The following is a 16,599-nucleotide window of genomic DNA, read 5'->3' as shown; positions in this document are numbered from 1 at the left end:
CGTGCCCGTACCGTGGTGGTGTGTATCGGTTCCTGCTGACTCCCCGGTGGTGGGGGATCAACGTGTTCGCCGTGCTGGTCATCCCTGTGTGCCTGTTCATGGGCAGCTGGCAGCTCGGCCGCTTCGAGACGCGCGTCGACTCGCACCGCGATCAGCAGACCCAGGCCGACGAGGCCAGGGCAGCGGATGCCACGCCGCTGCGGGACCTGCTCCCGGTGACCACCAAGACCACCGGCCGCCAGGCCACCGCCACGGGCCGCTACGACACCGAGCACCAACTGCTCGTACCCGACCGGAGTCTCGACGACCGCGACGGCTTCTACGTCCTCAGCCTGCTGCGCACCGACGGAGGCAAGGCGCTGCCCGTCGTCCGCGGCTGGCTGCCCGGCGACGCCGGCTCCAAGGCCGACACCGCCGGGATCCCCGCACCACCGTCCGGCGAGATCACCGTGACTGGAGCCCTGCAGTCCTCGGAGAGCGCCTCCTCCAAGGGCGTCCGGACGTCCGGTGGCCTGCCGGCCGGCCAGCTCGGCGTGATCAGCGCCGCCTCGCTGGTCAACCTCGTGCCGTTCGAGGTGTACGACGCGTGGATCACGGTGTCCAAGGCGACCGGCCCGCTGACCGCCGTGCCCCCGGCCGCGCCTCCCAACAGCGGCCTGGACCTCAAGGCCTTCCAGAACCTGGGCTACACCGGCGAGTGGTTCGTCTTCGCGGGCTTCGTCCTGTTCATGTGGTTCCGGCTCTTCCGTCGCGAGGCCGAGGCCGCCCGGGACGTGGCGCTCGGCATCACCCCCGAGGGCCCGGACGGCCCAGATGACGCTCAGCGAAAGCGATCTCCTGCCGGAGCTGCTTGATCCGCTCCTCCACCACCAGGGAGCCGTGCCCCGCGTCGTACCGGTACACCTCATGCGTGTGGCCGCGCCGCTCCAGCCGCTCCACATAGTTCTCCACCTGGCGTATCGGGCAACGCGGGTCGTTCATCCCGGCGGAGATGTAGACCGGGGCCCGCACCTGGTCGACGTACGTCAGCGGTGACGAGGCGGCGAAGCGCTCCGGCACCTCCTCCGGGGTGCCGCCCAGCAGCGTGCGGTCCAGGGCCTTCAGCGCCTCCATCTCGTCGTGATACGCCGTGACGTAGTCCGCGACCGGCACCGAGGCCAGACCCACGGCCCACGCCTCGGGCTGGGTGCCCAGACCCAGCAGGGTCAGATAGCCGCCCCATGAGCCGCCGGCCAGCACCAGGCGCGCCGGGTCGGCGAGCCCGGAGGCCACGGCCCACTCGCGCACCGCCGCGATGTCCTCCAGCTCGATCAGCCCCACCCGGTGCTTGAGCGCGTCCGTCCAGGCCCGCCCGTAGCCGGTGGAGCCTCGGTAATTGACCCGGACGACCGCGAACCCGTGGTCCACCCAGGCCGCCGGCCCGGCGGCGAAGCTGTCGCTGTCGTGCCAGGTCGGGCCGCCGTGGACGTCGAAGACCGTCGGGAACGGCCCTTCGCCCGCGGGCTTCTGCACCAGCGCGTGCACCTTGCCGCCCGGTCCCTCCACCCATATGTCGGTCACCGGCACCGACGCGGGTGCCTGCGTCACCCCGTAGGGCACCGCGGGCGGGGTCAGGACGACATGCCCGGCAGTAGACCGCACCACCGGCGGTTCAGCGGCGGACGACCAGAGGAACTCCACCGTCCCGTCGGGGCGGGGCAGCGACCCGGACACCGTGCCCTGAGGCGTGTCGAGGCGGGTCAGCCCGCCGCCGTCCAGCTCGTACCGCCACAGCTCGCTGCGTGCCTGGTAGCTGTGGCCGATCAGCAGCGCGCCGCCGTCCGGGAACCAGTCCGCGTCGAGGTCGCCGGGCAGGGCGATGGCGAGCGCGGTCTCCTCACCGGTCACCGGGTTCCACAGCATCGGCTCCCAGCGGCCGCGCCGCTGGTGCCCTATGAGCAGCCGGGAGTCGCCGTCGACAGGTGCGAAGCCCATCACCGCCAGGCCGAGCTCCTCCGTTCCGCCCCGGGTGTCGTCCAGCTCGCCGACGACGGTGCCGTCCGTGCGCACGACCCGGATCGCGGAGTGCATGGCGTCGCCGTGCTCGGTGTGCTCGATCGCGATCAGCGAGCCGTCGTGGGAGAGGTCACCCACTCCCGCCGACTGCTGGTGCCGGTAGATCTCCACGGGCTCGTGCCCGGGGCGTACGACGTGGAGGGTGGAGCCGCCCTTGTCCGTGGACCGGCCGACCACCGCCGTGCCGTCGCGGCCGAGCGCCAGCCCGTCGGGGTACGAGGGTTCCAGCCCCGGTGTCGCGGGCAGGTCCTCGCCGCCGTGGAACGGCTGCCGGACCCAGACGCCGAACTCGTCGCCGTCGGTGTCGGAGAACCACCAGATCCATTCGCCGTCCGGTGAGAGCGCCCCGCCCGTCGTTCCGTTCGGCCGGTTCGTGACCTGCCGCTGTTTGCCGGTGGTGCGGTCCCAGGCGTACAGCTCGAAGGTCCCTGTCGCGTTCGAGGTGAACAGCGACCGGTCCGGCGCGTCCTTGGCCCACTTCGGCAGTCCCACTCGTGGCGCACGGAAGCGCTTCTCCCAGTCCGGCATCGCCGTGGTGGAGCGCCCTGCCGGCACGCCCGTATCTCCCCGCAGGAGCCCGTTGCTCTCAGTCATGCCCCCCATTCTGCGCCGGAAGACGGACACCCTGGCGGAGAGCGCCTCGGCCTGTGGATTACCGGCCGGTTGTGCATATCCCGGTCACCCTTCGGGGTGACGGCCGGCATGGCAACGAGTCGGGGAGCGGCGTTGCGTGACCTGGCCCCCCTTCAGGAGCCCCACTGCCGGCCCTGCGCGCGGCCGTGGCGCAGGCGGGTAGCCGGAACGGGCCGGTCGTCGGCCGGCCCGTTCCATACGGCAGATGACGGGAGGGTCAGTACTGGATGGTGTGGTTGTAGAGGATGTTCCGGGCCTTGGCGCCGCTGTCCAGGCCGTAATCGGGCCGGTCGGTGAGGAAGTACTCGCGGAAGCTGGACTGCCAGGTTTTGGACATCATGGTGTTGCTCCTGGTCCAGCCGCCGTCGACCTGGGACCACAGGTCGAGCAGTGCGGTGGCGACGCGGGCCTCGCAGGCGTCGCCCCGGTCGATGCCGGTGGTGGTGCGGTCATTGGCGAGGTTCATGGAGTTGCCGTTGCCCCAGTAGTAGGTGGTGTCGTTGAACGTGTGGAACGACACCGCGTTGGCGAAGCCCTCGGTCCATCCGCAGCTGGTGGAGGAAGCGCGGTTGACGTAGTGGGGCGAGCAGTTGGTCACGTTCGGCCACCACCCGTTGTAGAGCTTGCCCATGAGGGCGTGCCCGGCCTCGTGGACCGTGGTGTGCTCGGAGTCGGGGTCGTTGTCCGCGAGGTGGATCTTGTCCTCGTTGGTGGTCCAGTACGTGCCGTCGGTGGAGCCGGGGTACCACTGCACGGTGATGGGGGTGCAGCGGCCGCCGCTCTGGTTGCTGGACCAGCAAGAGCTCGTCGAACCGCGGTTCCACCACAGCTTGTTGAGGGTGTCGAGCGCGTGCCAGGCACGGCTCTGGCCACTGTTGGCGTACACATTGCCCAAGCTGATGCTGCGCGAGACGTTGTCCTGCGAGTACGTGGCGGTGGAGTAGAAGCGACCGCTGCCGTCGACCACCGACCACATCGCACCGGCCTGCGTCTGGAACTCCACCCAGAGCTTGGAGGTGACGGAGGTGCTCGGGGTGTAGCAGAGGTTGAACCTGCCGTCGCCGTTGCCGGTCATCCCCGTGGCGAGCTTCTGTGTACCGCTGTTGGCGGTCGGCTTGCCCCACAGGGTGATGTTGGCGTTGCTGACCGGCTCGTCCCGGTTGGCTTTGCCGTTCCAGCTGCCGCCCTCGGCGGACTGGAAGCGGTTGCGGTAGGTGCCGCTGACGCAGATCTGGGCGGAGGCGACGCCCGGCGCGGTGGTGTGTGGGGAAGCCGGGCCGGAGGCGGCCGGGGCCGGGGCCTTGGGGGCGGCCGGGCGCGCAGGCCGGATGCCGGGCGCTGGGCTGGTGGCCGGGGTCGTGCCGGCCTTGGTGACCGAGATGCCCTTGGTGGAGGACCCCTTGCTCCTGCCGATGGTGAGCTCCACCGAGTCGTGCCCGGCGCGGCGCGGGTCGGGGCTGTCGATGTCGCTGATGTCGGCCTGGATCTGGGCGGGTCCGGTGGCGACGGCCTGGACCTTGAGCTTGATGGTGCGGGTGCCGGGGGTGAGGGTGAGCGTCCGGCTGGTGCGCTGGCCGAAGGCGTCCGTCGTGGGCGCGGCAAGACCGGAGCCCTTGCCTGCCATCTGGAGCGCGGGCGGCAGTTGTACGGACAGTCCGGCGCGCTTGACGGCGGTCTGCGCCGTGACGTCCACGGTGAGGGTGGCCTGCTCGCCGGCGGCAGGCAGACGGTCGAGAGATGCGGTGACGCCGAGACAGCCGAGCGGGGTCTCGGACTTCTTGTCCGCGGAGCGGATCGTGCAGGTGCCGGCCTGAGCCGACGTGCCCGCGGACGCGGAGGGCGCGGCGAAGGTCGCCAGACAGGCGCCGATACCTGCCAGCGCGGCCAGAACCGCGGGTCTCCGGAGGGGTATTCGGGACATGGTCATGCCTTTCTGCGGCGCGCACGACCGACTTCGGTGCACACCGGCAGAGCTGTGAGGGGGGTTGAGGGCGCTGGGCCCAGGGGTGCTGGTGCTGCGACGAACTATCGTTGGCCACAGATTTACTGCGGGTAACGATGGGCGAAACCATATACGTATGGCTTGGACATGTCATCGCCTATGTGGAGGGTGTGGGCCGGGACGCGCGCACCCGTCCGGGCATGACCGGCCGGGCGATCCGGTCAGTGTGCTCGGCGAGTTGACGGCGAGTCAGAGGCGCGACACGGTCGGCGATGATTGGCGCAGCGGGCGATGGCGGCGGTCGGCATCGCCAGCGCGGCACAGCTGTGACCAGGAACAACTCGCCGACGAGTCAGGGTCGGTGCCTCACGCCGACCCCGAGCACCGCGCCGAACGGGGCGATCACCGCCGACTCCAGCCGCACCATCTGCTTGATGCCGGAGCGGCCGAGTCGCTGGCTGACGCGGCACGCCGCGCCGACGTCTCCGGCGTCGAACGTGCTGAACGGGCCAGGAGCCGTGAGGGAGGAAACGCGGATCCGGGTCGAGGCGGCTCTGGCCGAGCTTGGCTACGTGCGGGGCAGAGCGCCGGCGGAACACGCGGCTCACTGGCGCAGGTCCGGCTTCGCGACGTGGCTGTTCCAGCCGGCTGCCACGGGGCGGTACCCGAAGAAGGCTCCCCAGGAGGCGCGGCCGGTGCCGCTGCTGGCTGAGCCGTGGCCGGGGGTGCCGGCGCGGGGGAGGAACGCTTCCGACCGGGCCGAGGTGTGCTGGGTGCCGATCGTGAGGGGGCTGACCCCGCACGGGCTCCGGCGTCTCGGCCACCTGGACGGTTCGGTGCAGGCCCGGTACGACCACATCAGCCCCGGGATGCGTCGGCGCCTGATGGAGGGGCTCACCGAGGTCTGGGAAGCTGCGCTGGACGCACGGCGGGCGATGTGTCCTACGTCACCTGTGCGTGCGCTCGACGCGCTGCTGAAGGCCCGCCTGTAGCGGCCCCTCCGAGATTCCGCTTTTCAAGATCCACTCCAATCCCACTCCAAGCGGGGCACTCGAAAGATCCAGAAACGCCTCAGGGCCGGTCTTCCATGAAGGAAGACCGGCCCTGAGCTGGTGTTACCGCTGTCGGGGTGGCGGGATTTGAACCCACGACCTCTTCGTCCCGAACGAAGCGCGCTGCCAAGCTGCGCTACACCCCGATGTGCCCCGTGTTCCCGCGTTTCGCAGGCTTCCGGCGCAACGAGGTCTACTTTAGCGGACTGCTGCCCGTAGACGAAATCCGGTTCCAGGGGCCGCGCAGGTGGGGCCGTACTCGGTCGAGGAGGACCAGGGACAGGGCCAGGCCGAAGAAGGCCAGGCCGAAGACGACGGCGTTGGTGGCGATGCCGGCGTAGCCGTGGAGGTCGACGTCCAGGAAGGGGTACGGGTAGCGGCCGTCGGTGCCGGGGTCGAGGAGGGCGCCGCGGATCAGGGCGAAGGGGAGGTAGAGGAGGGGGTAGACCAGCCACTGCACGGCGTGGCGCAGGAGGAAACCGCCGGGCGCGGTGATCACGAGCCAGTCGAAGGCGGCCGCGAGCGGGGTCACGGTGTGCAGGAGCTGGTTGGCGATCGATTCGAGCGGCGTGCGCTCGCTGGTCATGGAGAAGCCGCTGGCGTCGTTCGACAGGACGAAGTGAAAGACGAGCCCCGTGATGCTGATGAAGAGCAGCGCCGCGCCCGTGAAGCGCGGGGACAGGGCGGGGCGTGCGGTCCAGGCGCGGTGGGCGGAGAAGGCGAAGGTGACCGCCACCAGGATGTTGGACTGGATCGTGAAGTAGCTGAAGAGCCTGCCCAGGTCGTCGGAGTCGATCGTGTCCAGGACGATGCCGGTGAGCGCGGCCAGGGCCACGAGCGCGCGGAAGGCCGCCGCGAAGGGGCGGCGGCCTTCCGGGGCGGCGGACGCGGGCGCGCCCGTCGAGTCGGACGTGCCGGGCCGGGTGGTGGGGGAGGTCGGGTCGAGCATCCCCCCACCGTACGGGTGGGCTCCGGAAACGCCCCCACCCCGTCAGTCGCGGGCGACCAGGGTGAGGAGGGTGGCCTCCGGCGGGCAGGCGAAGCGGACGGGGGTGTAGCGGTTGGTGCCGCAGCCCGCCGAGACGTGGAGGTAGGACTGGTGGCCGCCCGCGCGGTGGGTGGACAGGCCCTTCACCCGCTTGGCGTCGATGTCGCAGTTGGTGACCAGCGCGCCGTAGAAGGGGATGCACAGCTGGCCGCCGTGGGTGTGCCCGGCGAGGATCAGCGGGTAGCGGTCGGCCGTGAAGGCGTCGAGAACCCGCAGGTAGGGGGCGTGCACGACGGCGAGGGAGAAGTCGGCGTCGTGACGGGGGCCGCCGGCCACATGGGCGTAGCGGTCGCGTTTGATGTGCGGGTCGTCGAGGCCGGTGAGGGCGATCTCGATCCCGTCGATCTTGAGGGAGCCGCGCGTGTTGGTGAGGTTGATCCAGCCCGCGGTGTCGAAGCCGTCGCGCAGCTCCTCCCACGGGTTGTGGATCGCGCCGACGACGGGTGCGTTCCCGTTCAGGCCGTGCCGCCCGGTGGCCTTCTCGATCAGGTAGCGGGCGGGGTTGCGCAGCTTGGGCCCGTAGTAGTCGTTGGAGCCGAAGACGTAGGCGCCGGGGAAGCGCATCAGCGGGCCGAGGGCGTCCAGCGTCTCGGGTACGCCCTCCGGGTCGGAGAGGTTGTCGCCGGTGTTGATGACGAAGTCGGGTCGCAGCCCGGCCAGCGACTGCAGCCAGCGCTGCTTCTTGCGCTGTCCGCCGACCATATGGATGTCGGAGACCTGGAGCACCCGCAGCGGCCGCATGCCCGGCGGCAGCACGGGCACGGTGACCCGTCGCAGCCGGAAGGAACGGACTTCGAAGCCGGCGGCATAGGCGAGGCCCGCCGCGCCGACCGCGGTGATTCCCAGGGGTACTCCGTATCGCGCACGCATGGTGTCCATCGTCGCAGACCGCGGGGGGTGCGAAGGTACGGGCCGCCGCGTGCAAGGGAGTTGCCGCCGCCCGGGGTGGCCGCGGGTCGTGCGGGTGGTTAATGCCGGGCGCGCGCCGGGGCGGGATGCGAAGATTGCGGCATGACCACGCTGAAGTCCAAGCTCCAGGACGACCTCACGGCCGCCATCAAGGCGCGCGACGAACTGCGCTCCTCCACCCTGCGCCTCACCCTTTCCGCCATCGGTTACGAGGAGACCGCCGGCAAGGCCGCCCGTGAGCTCTCGGACGACGAGGTGCTGAAGGTGATCACGCGCGAGGCGAAGAAGCGCCGTGAGGCCGCGGACGCCTTCGACAAGGGCGGCCGGGCCGACTCCGCGGAGCGCGAGCGTGCCGAGGGCGAGGTGCTGGCCGAGTACCTGCCGAAGCAGCTGTCGGACGAGGAGCTGACCGCGATCGTCGCGGAGGCGGTGGCCGAGGCCAAGGCCGGCGGCGCCGAGGGGCCGAAGGCCATGGGCGCCGTCATGAAGATCGTGAACCCGAAGGTGGCGGGCCGGGCCGAGGGCGGCCGGGTGGCCGCCGCGGTCAAGTCCCTGCTCGCGGGCTGACCCCACGCGCGGCGCGCAAGCGCGTACGGGGCACGCAAGTGCGGACGGCGCCCACGGCGCGTACAGGAAAGGGGCGCCCGGACCATTTCGGTCCGGGCGCCCCTTTTTCTTACCGCGCTACTGCTCTTTCCTACCGCGCTACTGCTCGTTCCCGCCCGTGATGCCCGGGATGGTGATGCCGCCGGGCAGGGCCGGGTCCGGCTTGGTGTTGCCGGGCTTGTTGGTTCCCGGCTTGCCGCCGGCGGGCTTGCCGGGCTTGCGCTGGCCCCGGCCCGTCCCGTTCTTGTCGCCCTTGTTGCCGGAGCCCTTGTCGGCGCCGGGGACCGGCACGGTGTCGAAGGACGGGGCGTCCCGGCCCTCCAGGGCGCCCGCCATGGCGTCGCGCCAGATGGGGCCGGGGGTGTCGGCGCCGTAGACCTTGTCGTGGTAGACGCCGCCGATGGTGATGTTCTCCATCTCGACCTTGTCGCCGGGGCCGCCGACCCAGACCGCGCCGGCCAGGTTCGGGGTGTAGCCGACGAACCAGGCGGCCCGCCGCTCGTCCGTCGTACCGGTCTTGCCGGCGCTGTCGCGCCCGCTCAGTCCGGCCTCCTTGCCGGTGCCGTCCTCGACGACGCCCTGCAGCAGGGTGTTGACGGTGTCGGCGGTCTGCTCGGACATCGCCCGCGAGCACTTCGCCTTCGGGACGCGCAGCTTCTTGCCGTTGGGGCCGGTGGCCTCCTCGATGAGGACCGGGGTGCAGTAGGTGCCGCGGTTGGCGAAGGTGGCGTAGGCGGCGGCCATGGTGAGCGGGGACATGCCGGCCGCGGACCCGCCGAGGGTGAGCGAGGGGTTCTCGTCGAGCTCGCCGCCCGCCGCGGGCTTCACGCCCATCTTCTCGGCCATCTTGATCACCGGGCAGAGGCCGATGTCACCGACCATCTGGACGAAGTAGGTGTTGACCGACTTCGCCAGCGCCTCCCGCATCCCGTAGGGGCCGACCTCGCTGCGGTTCTCGTTGTTGACCGTCTCGCCGATGCTGTTCTTCCACGGCTTGCCGCACGTCTCGACCTCCTCCGGATACGGCATCCGGAACGGCGAGGAGTACGACTTGTACGGCGACATGCCGCCCTCGAGGGCCGCCGCGGCGACGATCGGCTTGAAGGTCGAGCCGACCTGGAAGCCGTAGTTGGAGCCGCCCATGGCCTTGTCGGCGGAGAGGTTGATCTGCGTCTGGTACTGGCCGAAGCCGTACGGGCGCGACTGGCCCATGCCGAGGACCTTGCCGCTGCCGGGCTGGACGATCGAGATGGCGGTGGCCACCTTGTCGTCCTGGTTGACGTGATCGGTGATCGACTTCTGGACGGACTTCTGCGTCTGCGGGTCGAGGGTGGTGCGGATCGTCATGCCGCCCTCGTTCCAGCGCTTGGCGCGGGCCTCCTTCGTCTTGCCGAAGACCGGGTCGTTGAGGAAGGTCTCGCGCACGTAGTCGCAGAAGAAGCCGGCGCCGTCGACGGCGGTGATGCAGCCGCTCTTGGGCCGGCTGACGTTCAGCTTGAGCGGCTTGGCCTGCTCGGCGGCGGCCTCGGCGGGCGTGATGTTCTTCAGTTCCGCCATGCGCGCCAGCACGGTGTTGCGCCGCTTGGTGGCCTCCTTGGGGGCCAGCACCGGGTTGTAGCGGCTCGGCGACTGGACGATGCCGGCCAGCAGCGCGGACTCGCCGAGGGTGAGGTCCTTGGCGTGCTTGCTGAAGTAGCGCTGGGAGGCGGCCTCGACGCCGTAGGCCTGCTGCCCGAAGAAGGTGATGTTCAGATAATTGTTGAGGATGCGGTCCTTGCCGAGCTCCTTCTCGACCTGGATCGCGTACTTGAGCTCCTTGACCTTGCGGCCGAGGGTCTGCTGCTGGGCCACGGCAACCTTGTCGGGGTCGTCGCCGGCCTCCTCCACGAAGACGTTCTTGACGTACTGCTGGGTGAGGGTGGAGGCGCCTTCGGAGACGCTGCCGGACTGGGCGTTCTTGTTGAGCGCGCGCAGCACGCCCTTGAGGTCGATCGCGCCGTGCTCGTAGAAGCGCGCGTCCTCGATTGCGATGATCGCCTTCCGCATGTACGGCGAGATCCCGTCCAGCGGGACCACCGTACGGTCACGGGAGTAGACCTTGGCGATCTCGCCGCCCTCGGAGTCCAGGATGACGGTGCGCTGGCTGAGCGGCGGTGTCTTGAGGTTGGCGGGGATCTCGTCGAACCCCTCGACCGTCCCCTTGGCCACCAGGCCGAACGCGCCGATGCCCGGCAGGGCGAGACCTGCCAGGACCACTCCGGAGAGGACGCTGACGCCAAGGAACTTCGCGGCCTGCCGGGTCGCCGTGGGACCCCCGCCGGAGCGCTTTATTGCCATAGGCGAAGCCTACGTTCTCATTCGGCGGACAGGCGCAGGTGTGTTCGCCTACGCTGTTTCACGCCAGTCACTGCGATGCCTTTCCGCATCACCTCTGTCATCACTCTTGTGAGTGATGAGATGTGTCCGTATTGCCGCCTCTGTTACTGACTGGTCGTCGCGGCGCGGGCGAAGTGCCCCTCTATGGAGGGGAAGGTCCGTGATGTCGTCAGCTCACTCCGTTGGGTGATCTGCCGCGTACGCATAGTCCGTTCGGGCCATTCAAGATTGGGCCCGAAGGGGGTGTTGCCCCCTGTCCGCCTTCCGTAACGTCCTCAACTGGCAACGGTGAATATGCCGCTGCCGCCGTGGGGGAGCCTCGATTCGGGAGAGGACGGCGCCAGCATGGGCTGGGTAACCGACTGGAGTGCGCAGGCCGCCTGCCGCACGACCGATCCGGATGAACTATTCGTTCAGGGCGCAGCGCAGAACAGGGCGAAAGCGGTCTGCACCGGCTGCCCGGTGCGTACCGAGTGCCTCGCCGACGCGCTCGACAACCGCGTCGAGTTCGGTGTCTGGGGCGGAATGACCGAGCGCGAGCGCCGGGCACTGCTGCGGCGCCGTCCGACGGTGACGTCCTGGCGCAGGCTCCTGGAGACCGCGCGGACGGAGTACGAGCGCGGTGCGGGGCTCCTGCCGCTGGGCGAGCCGGAGTACGACGAGTACGCGGCCGTGGGCTAGCCGGGCCGGCCGACGGCCGGAGCGCCGGAGCACGAGCCGTACTCGCAGTACTCGGGCTCGTCGGCACGGTTGTTTCCGCGCGTCCTTCGCGATGACTCTTCGATGATTCTTCGTGGCCATCCCTCGCGAGTTCGTGCGTCACGCCGCGATGCCAGGCCGCGATGCCAGACCACGGCGTCAGGCCGCGATGTCACGCTTCGATGTCAGCCCTCGACGGCTTCGATGTCAGCCCTCGGCGCCCTTCGCCGCAGCCCGCACGGCGCGGCTCTCGTCCCCGCCATCCGTCGCCTCCATGCCCTCCGCCTCCGCGGCGCCGGCCTCGTCCCCTGTGCCGTACGTCCGGTCGGCGAGACGGTCACCGATCGCGCGCAGTCCCGCGAGGTCGTGCACATCGCCGGGCAGTGCGGCCACTTCCGCCACCGGTACCTCGGGGTGCAGCGCGGTGAAGCGGTCACGCGTGCGCCGCTCGCGGGCCAGCACCTGCATACGCTCGGCGTGCAGCCGCAGCAGCCCGGCGGTGAGCCGTGCGGAGGTTTCCGCTGTGGCGTCCGAGGCTGTCGCTCCGGAGGACGCGGGCCGGGGGAAGCCGCTCTCGGGAGAGGACGTGTCCGTGGGAGTGACGATGCCAGGGTCGTCAGCGGTACGTGAGCCAGCCTGCCCGCTGCCACGATCCACAATGCCGGTGCCGTCAAGATTTTCTGTGTATTCGGATGTTCCGCTCGACAGTGCCTCGGCCGCGGCCAGCGCGCGCTCCGCCGACAGCTCCGCCGCCCCACTGCCGTGCACCCGATTCAGTACGAGCCCGGCCAGCGGCATCCGCTCCGCTGCCAGCCGCTCCACGAAGTAGGCGGCCTCCCGCAGCGCGTCCCGCTCGGGTGCGGCGACGACCAGAAAGGCCGTGCCCGGCGCCTGCAGCAGCCGGTAGGTGGCGTCGGCGCGGGTACGGAAGCCGCCGAACATGGTGTCCATCGCTGCGACGAACGTCTGTACGTCGCGCAGCAGCTGTGCGCCCATCAGTTTGTTCAGGGGGCCGCTCATCACCGACATGCCGACGCCCAGGAACTTCATCCCGGCCCGGCCGCCGATCTTCGCCGGTGCCATCAGCACCTTGATGAACTTGCCGTCCAGGAATGAGCCGAGGCGCCCCGGCGCGTCCAGGAAGTCCAGCGCGGACCGGCTCGGCGGGGTGTCGACGACGATCAGGTCCCACTCGTCGCGGGCGCGGAGCTGGCCGAGCTTCTCCATGGCCATGTACTCCTGCGTGCCGGCGAAGCCGGCCGACAGGGACTGGTAGAAGGGGTTCTCCAGGATCGCCCGCGCGCGTTCCTTGTCGGCGTGCGCCTCGACGATCTCGTCGAAGGTCCGCTTCATGTCGAGCATCATGGCGTGCAGCTCGCCGCCCGCGGAGCCGTCGATGCCGGGTACCCGGCGCGGCACGTTGTCGAGCTCGTCGATGCCCATCGACTGCGCGAGGCGGCGCGCCGGGTCGATGGTCAGCACGACGACCTTCCGGCCGCGCTCGGCGGCCCGTACGCCCAGGGCGGCCGCGGTCGTCGTCTTGCCGACGCCGCCGGAGCCGCAGCACACCACGATGCGGGTGCGGGGGTTGTCCAGGATCGGGTCTATGTCGAGTGGTTCCGCCGGATCGAGGGTCACGCGGACACTCCTTGGTCGGTGAATTGCTTCCGCAGTGCGCGTGCCATGCGGTACAGCCCCGCCAGGTCCACGCCGTCGCCGAGCAGCCGCAGTTCGTAGGTGGGCAGGCCGAAGCGGGCCACCTCGGCGCGGCCGCGGTGCTCGAGCGCGAGCCGCTCGGTGTGTTCGCGTGCCTGCTGCAGCAGGGGGCCGACGAGCTGGTCGGCGAGGCCCGCGCGCCGTGCGCCGCCGACGGCCGTGCGCTCCAGGGCGTGTTCGAGGGCGCGCGCCACATCCGCGCGCCGGCCGTTCGAGGCGGCCTCGACGGCCGCCTCGTCGAGTATCTCGGGCCGCACCATGTTGATGACGACCCCGCCCACCGGCAGTCCGGCCGCCCGCAGCTCGGCGATGCCGTCGGCGGTCTCCTGGACCGGCATCTCCTCCAGGAGCGTCACGAAGTGCACCGCCGTCTCCGGTGACTTGAGCACCCGCATGACGGCCTGCGCCTGATTGTGGATCGGACCGATCCTGGCCAGCCCCGCCACCTCGTCGTTGACGTTGAGGAAGCGCGTGAGGCGGCCGGTGGGCGGCGCGTCCATGACGACGTAGTCGTAGGCGAAGCGGCCCGTACGGTCCTTCCTGCGCACCGCCTCGCACGCCTTGCCGGTCAGCAGCACGTCCCGCAGGCCGGGCGCGATGGTCGTCGCGAAGTCGATCGCGCCCAGCTTCTTCAGGGCCCGTCCGGCGCTGCCGAGCTTGTAGAACATGTGGAGGTAGTCCAGGAGCGCCCGCTCCGCGTCGATGGCGAGCGCGTACACCTCGCCACCGCCCGGGGCGACGGCGATCTTCCGTTCCTCGTAGGGCAGCGCTTCGGTCTCGAAGAGCTGCGCGATGCCCTGCCGGCCTTCGACCTCGACCAGCAGGGCGCGTTTGCCCTCGGCGGCGAGGGCAAGCGCGAGGGCCGCGGCGACCGTGGTCTTGCCGGTACCGCCCTTGCCGCTGACGACATGGAGCCTGCTCATGATTCGGAGCCTAACCAGTCCCCGCGCGGGCTACGCACGAGGCTGTCGGTGGGAGGCATTACAGTCGGGCCCATGACCAAGTGGGAATACGCGACGGTGCCGCTTCTGGTGCACGCGACCAAGCAGATTCTGGACACCTGGGGCGAGGACGGCTGGGAGCTCGTCCAGGTCGTGCCGGGTCCGAACAACCCCGAGCAGCTGGTGGCCTACCTCAAGCGGGAGAAGCCGTGAGCACGGTCGAGGAGAAGCTCGCCGAGCTCGGGCTGACCCTGCCGGACGTCGTGCCGCCGATCGCCGCCTACCAGCCGGCCGTACGCAGTGGCGCGTACGTGTACACCGCCGGCCAGCTGCCCATGGTGCAGGGTTCGATCTCCGAGACCGGCAAGGTCGGTGCCGAGGTCAGCCCGGAGACGGCCAAGGAGCTGGCGCGGATCTGCGCGCTCAACGCGCTGGCGGCCGTGAAGTCCGTCATCGGTGACCTCGACAGGATCGAGCGGGTCGTCAAGGTCGTGGGCTTCGTGGCCTCCGCCCCGGACTTCACAGGTCAGCCGGGCGTCCTCAACGGCGCCAGCGAGCTGCTGGGCGAGGTGCTCGGCGACAGGGGCGTGCACGCCCGTTCGGCCGTGGGCGTCACGGTGCTGCCGCTGGACGCGCCGGTCGAGGTCGAGATCCTGGTGGAGGTCCGGGACTGACCGCCGCCGCCCCGGCGGGTCCGTCACGCCGGGTGCCGTCCCGGTGAGCCGCGCTCCTGGCCTGGTCCTCTCGAACATCCGCGCGTGAGCGCATAGCATCCGGCCATGTCGACTGCGAACGGTCAGTGGTATCCGCCGGAGTGGCCGGACCGGATCAGAGCGCTCTCGCGCGGCGAGCTGCGGCCGGTGGCGACCCGGCGTGCCGCCACCGTCCTGCTGCTGCGCGCCGGGACGGGCGGCGGGCTCCACGTCCATATGCTGCGCAGACGCGCCTCCATGGCCTTCGCCGGAGGCGCGTACGCGTATCCGGGCGGATCCGTGGACCCGCGCGACGAGCGCGACGTCCCCTGGGCGGGGCCCAGCCGGGCCGACTGGGCGGCGCGGCTGGGGACGGACGCCACCGCGGCGCAGGCCATCGTCTGCGCGGCCGTCCGCGAGACGTTCGAGGAAGCGGGCGTGCTGCTGGCCGGGCCGTCCCCGGACACCGTCGTCGCCGACACCACGGGCGCGCAGTGGGAGGCCGACCGGGCCGCGCTCGTCGGCCGTGAGCTGTCCTTCGCCGACTTCCTCGACCGGCGCGGCCTGCTGCTGCGCAGCGACTTGCTGGGCGCCTGGGCCCGCTGGATCACCCCCGAATTCGAGCCGCGCCGTTACGACACCTGGTTCTTCGTGGCCGCCCTCCCCGAGGGCCAGCGCACCCGTAACGCCTCCACGGAGGCCGACCGGACGGTGTGGACGGCGCCCGCCGAGGCCGCCGCGGGCTACGACCGGGGTGAGCTGCTGATGATGCCGCCGACCATCTCGACCCTGCGCTCCCTGTCCCCGTACGCCACCCCCGCCGAGGCCCTGGCGGCCTCGGGTGAGCGGGATCTCACGCCCGTCCTCGCACAGGCCAGGCTCGACGGGGAAGAAATCGTGCTGAGCTGGCCGGGACACGACGAGTTCACCAAGCACATCGCCTCTCACGCCTCAGGACCCGCTGGAGCCGACGCATGACGTACCCCACCGATCTGCCCGGACGGCCGCGGCCGGGCGCCGCCGGCGGACCCGCCACCGCCCGTGCCACCTGTGTGCTGGCCCCCAACCCGTCCGTGATGACGCTGGAGGGCACCAACACCTGGATCCTGGCCGAGCCCGGCTCCGACGCCGCCGTCGTCGTCGATCCCGGTCCGCTGGACGAGGCCCACCTGGCGAACGTCGTCGCCACGGCCGAGGCGGCGGGCAAGCGTGTCGCCCTGACCCTGCTGACGCACGGCCACGTCGACCACAGCGCGGGTGCTGCCCGCTTCGCCGAGCTGACGGGTACACGCGTACGGGCGCTGGACCCGGCGCTGCGGCTGGGCGGCGAGGGGCTGGGCGTGGGCGACGTGGTGACCACCGGCGGGCTGGAGCTGCACGTGATCTCCACGCCCGGCCACACCGCGGACTCCCTGTGCTTCCACCTTCCGGCGGACGGCGCGCTGCTGACGGGCGACACGGTGCTGGGCCGTGGCACCACGATCGTCGCCCACCCGGACGGCAGGCTCGGCGACTACCTCGACTCGCTGCGCCGGCTGCGCGCCCTCACGGTCGACGAGGACGTGACGGTGGTGCTGCCCGGTCACGGGCCAGTGCTGGACGACGCCCGGGGCGCCATCGAGTACTACCTCGCCCACCGCGCCAAGCGCCTGGCCCAGGTCGAGACGGCCGTCGAGAACGGCCACCGCACGGCCGAGGAGGTCGTGGCGGCCGTCTACGCGGACGTCGACCGCGCCCTGTGGCCGGCGGCGGAACTGTCGGTACGGGCGCAGCTGGACTACCTGGACGAGCACGGGCTGATCTGAGGCCGGTCCGGTACGGGCGTCCGGTACGACCGTCAGCGTCCGGTCCGTGTCCGCGGCCGGTACGCGTCAGGGCCCCGCTCGCGCGTTGTGGCGCGCAGGCGGGGCCCTGACGTCGGTGCGTCCGC

14 protein-coding genes, 1 tRNA gene and 1 pseudogene are annotated in these 16,599 nt (G+C 70.9%); 8 read left to right on the top strand and 8 right to left on the bottom strand.

All coding sequences use genetic code 11. The features are described from left to right. Positions 1–20: 20 nt before the first annotated feature. Positions 21–854 carry an SURF1 family protein gene (locus ACIG36_RS20175; RefSeq protein ID WP_399929355.1) on the top strand — a complete coding sequence of 278 codons (834 nt, stop codon included), beginning with the start codon at positions 21–23 and terminating at the stop codon, positions 852–854. Here ACIG36_RS20175 and ACIG36_RS20170 read toward each other — a convergent pair. Both ACIG36_RS20170 and ACIG36_RS20165 read right to left on the bottom strand, forming a co-directional pair. After that, positions 787–2,649, bottom strand: a complete 1,863-nt coding sequence (locus ACIG36_RS20170) for a prolyl oligopeptidase family serine peptidase (protein ID WP_399929352.1) — start codon at positions 2,647–2,649, stop codon at positions 787–789. The genes ACIG36_RS20175 and ACIG36_RS20170 overlap by 68 nt on opposite strands. A 256-nt stretch (positions 2,650–2,905) precedes the next feature. After that, positions 2,906–4,609, bottom strand: a complete 1,704-nt coding sequence (locus tag ACIG36_RS20165) for a mycolysin (protein ID WP_399929350.1) — start codon at positions 4,607–4,609, stop codon at positions 2,906–2,908. Positions 4,610–5,094: 485 nt separating this feature from the next. Here ACIG36_RS20165 and ACIG36_RS20160 point away from each other — a divergent pair. Beyond that, positions 5,095–5,622 (top strand): annotated as a pseudogene (locus ACIG36_RS20160) (LacI family DNA-binding transcriptional regulator); the annotation flags it as partial. 132 nt (positions 5,623–5,754) lie between these two features. Here ACIG36_RS20160 and ACIG36_RS20155 read toward each other — a convergent pair. The 3 genes from ACIG36_RS20155 to ACIG36_RS20145 form a co-directional block, all read right to left on the bottom strand. Beyond that, positions 5,755–5,828, bottom strand: a tRNA-Pro gene (locus tag ACIG36_RS20155). Positions 5,829–5,875: 47 nt separating this feature from the next. Beyond that, a complete protein-coding gene (locus ACIG36_RS20150) occupies positions 5,876–6,631 on the bottom strand; it encodes a Pr6Pr family membrane protein (RefSeq protein WP_399929347.1) in 756 nt (251 codons plus the stop codon). Between the two features lie 42 nt (positions 6,632–6,673). Beyond that, positions 6,674–7,600: a metallophosphoesterase gene (locus ACIG36_RS20145; protein WP_399929344.1), complete on the bottom strand. Its 927-nt coding sequence runs from the start codon at positions 7,598–7,600 to the stop codon at positions 6,674–6,676. 141 nt (positions 7,601–7,741) lie between these two features. Here ACIG36_RS20145 and ACIG36_RS20140 point away from each other — a divergent pair, with 141 nt between their 5' ends. After that, complete coding sequence (locus ACIG36_RS20140; RefSeq protein ID WP_399929341.1) at positions 7,742–8,206, top strand: GatB/YqeY domain-containing protein; 465 nt, start codon at positions 7,742–7,744, stop codon at positions 8,204–8,206. 138 nt (positions 8,207–8,344) lie between these two features. Here the strand turns inward: ACIG36_RS20140 and ACIG36_RS20135 are convergent, their stop codons facing one another. Beyond that, a complete protein-coding gene (locus tag ACIG36_RS20135) occupies positions 8,345–10,582 on the bottom strand; it encodes a transglycosylase domain-containing protein (RefSeq protein ID WP_399929340.1) in 2,238 nt (745 codons plus the stop codon). A 384-nt stretch (positions 10,583–10,966) separates the two neighbouring features. Between ACIG36_RS20135 and ACIG36_RS20130 the strand changes: the two genes are divergently transcribed. Then, entirely contained in the window at positions 10,967–11,302 is a 336-nt protein-coding gene (locus ACIG36_RS20130) for a WhiB family transcriptional regulator (protein WP_399930091.1), read from the top strand. 225 nt (positions 11,303–11,527) lie between these two features. On the opposite strand, the gene ACIG36_RS20125 is transcribed toward ACIG36_RS20130, so the two are convergent. Both ACIG36_RS20125 and ACIG36_RS20120 read right to left on the bottom strand, forming a co-directional pair. Beyond that, positions 11,528–12,982: an ArsA family ATPase gene (locus ACIG36_RS20125; protein WP_399930089.1), complete on the bottom strand. Its 1,455-nt coding sequence runs from the start codon at positions 12,980–12,982 to the stop codon at positions 11,528–11,530. Then, positions 12,955–13,959, bottom strand: a complete 1,005-nt coding sequence (locus ACIG36_RS20120) for an ArsA family ATPase (protein WP_399929337.1) — start codon at positions 13,957–13,959, stop codon at positions 12,955–12,957. The genes ACIG36_RS20125 and ACIG36_RS20120 overlap by 28 nt, the downstream gene beginning before the upstream one ends. A 72-nt stretch (positions 13,960–14,031) precedes the next feature. Here ACIG36_RS20120 and ACIG36_RS20115 point away from each other — a divergent pair, with 72 nt between their 5' ends. From ACIG36_RS20115 to ACIG36_RS20100, 4 genes are all read left to right on the top strand, one after another. Then, complete coding sequence (locus ACIG36_RS20115; RefSeq protein WP_019992579.1) at positions 14,032–14,190, top strand: DUF4177 domain-containing protein; 159 nt, start codon at positions 14,032–14,034, stop codon at positions 14,188–14,190. After that, positions 14,187–14,651, top strand: coding sequence for a RidA family protein (locus ACIG36_RS20110; RefSeq protein ID WP_399929335.1), 465 nt, complete (start codon positions 14,187–14,189; stop codon positions 14,649–14,651). The genes ACIG36_RS20115 and ACIG36_RS20110 overlap by 4 nt, the downstream gene beginning before the upstream one ends. Positions 14,652–14,756: 105 nt before the next feature. Continuing rightward, positions 14,757–15,647, top strand: coding sequence for an NUDIX hydrolase (locus tag ACIG36_RS20105; protein WP_399929333.1), 891 nt, complete (start codon positions 14,757–14,759; stop codon positions 15,645–15,647). After that, the gene (locus ACIG36_RS20100) at positions 15,644–16,474 is read left to right on the top strand and encodes an MBL fold metallo-hydrolase (RefSeq protein WP_399929330.1); all 831 of its coding nucleotides are present in this window, start codon (positions 15,644–15,646) and stop codon (positions 16,472–16,474) included. Before ACIG36_RS20105 ends, ACIG36_RS20100 begins: the two co-directional genes overlap by 4 nt. Positions 16,475–16,599 lie beyond the last annotated feature (125 nt).

This window comes from Streptomyces sp. NPDC053048 (assembly GCF_044547045.1).
In the GTDB taxonomy this organism is placed as follows: domain Bacteria; phylum Actinomycetota; class Actinomycetes; order Streptomycetales; family Streptomycetaceae; genus Streptomyces.
Note: the sequence above shows the minus strand (reverse complement) of the source record. Positions and strands in the feature narration are given on the sequence as shown.

Coding starts and splice junctions, on each gene's coding strand:
- ACIG36_RS20150 (WP_399929347.1), bottom strand. CDS start 6,631: ATGCTCGACCCGACCTCCCCCACCACCCGGCCCGGCACGTCCGACTCG.
- ACIG36_RS20100 (WP_399929330.1), top strand. CDS start 15,644: ATGACGTACCCCACCGATCTGCCCGGACGGCCGCGGCCGGGCGCCGCC.
- ACIG36_RS20120 (WP_399929337.1), bottom strand. CDS start 13,959: ATGAGCAGGCTCCATGTCGTCAGCGGCAAGGGCGGTACCGGCAAGACC.
- ACIG36_RS20115 (WP_019992579.1), top strand. CDS start 14,032: ATGACCAAGTGGGAATACGCGACGGTGCCGCTTCTGGTGCACGCGACC.
- ACIG36_RS20145 (WP_399929344.1), bottom strand. CDS start 7,600: ATGCGTGCGCGATACGGAGTACCCCTGGGAATCACCGCGGTCGGCGCG.
- ACIG36_RS20165 (WP_399929350.1), bottom strand. CDS start 4,609: ATGTCCCGAATACCCCTCCGGAGACCCGCGGTTCTGGCCGCGCTGGCA.
- ACIG36_RS20130 (WP_399930091.1), top strand. CDS start 10,967: ATGGGCTGGGTAACCGACTGGAGTGCGCAGGCCGCCTGCCGCACGACC.
- ACIG36_RS20170 (WP_399929352.1), bottom strand. CDS start 2,649: ATGACTGAGAGCAACGGGCTCCTGCGGGGAGATACGGGCGTGCCGGCA.
- ACIG36_RS20140 (WP_399929341.1), top strand. CDS start 7,742: ATGACCACGCTGAAGTCCAAGCTCCAGGACGACCTCACGGCCGCCATC.
- ACIG36_RS20105 (WP_399929333.1), top strand. CDS start 14,757: ATGTCGACTGCGAACGGTCAGTGGTATCCGCCGGAGTGGCCGGACCGG.
- ACIG36_RS20135 (WP_399929340.1), bottom strand. CDS start 10,582: ATGGCAATAAAGCGCTCCGGCGGGGGTCCCACGGCGACCCGGCAGGCC.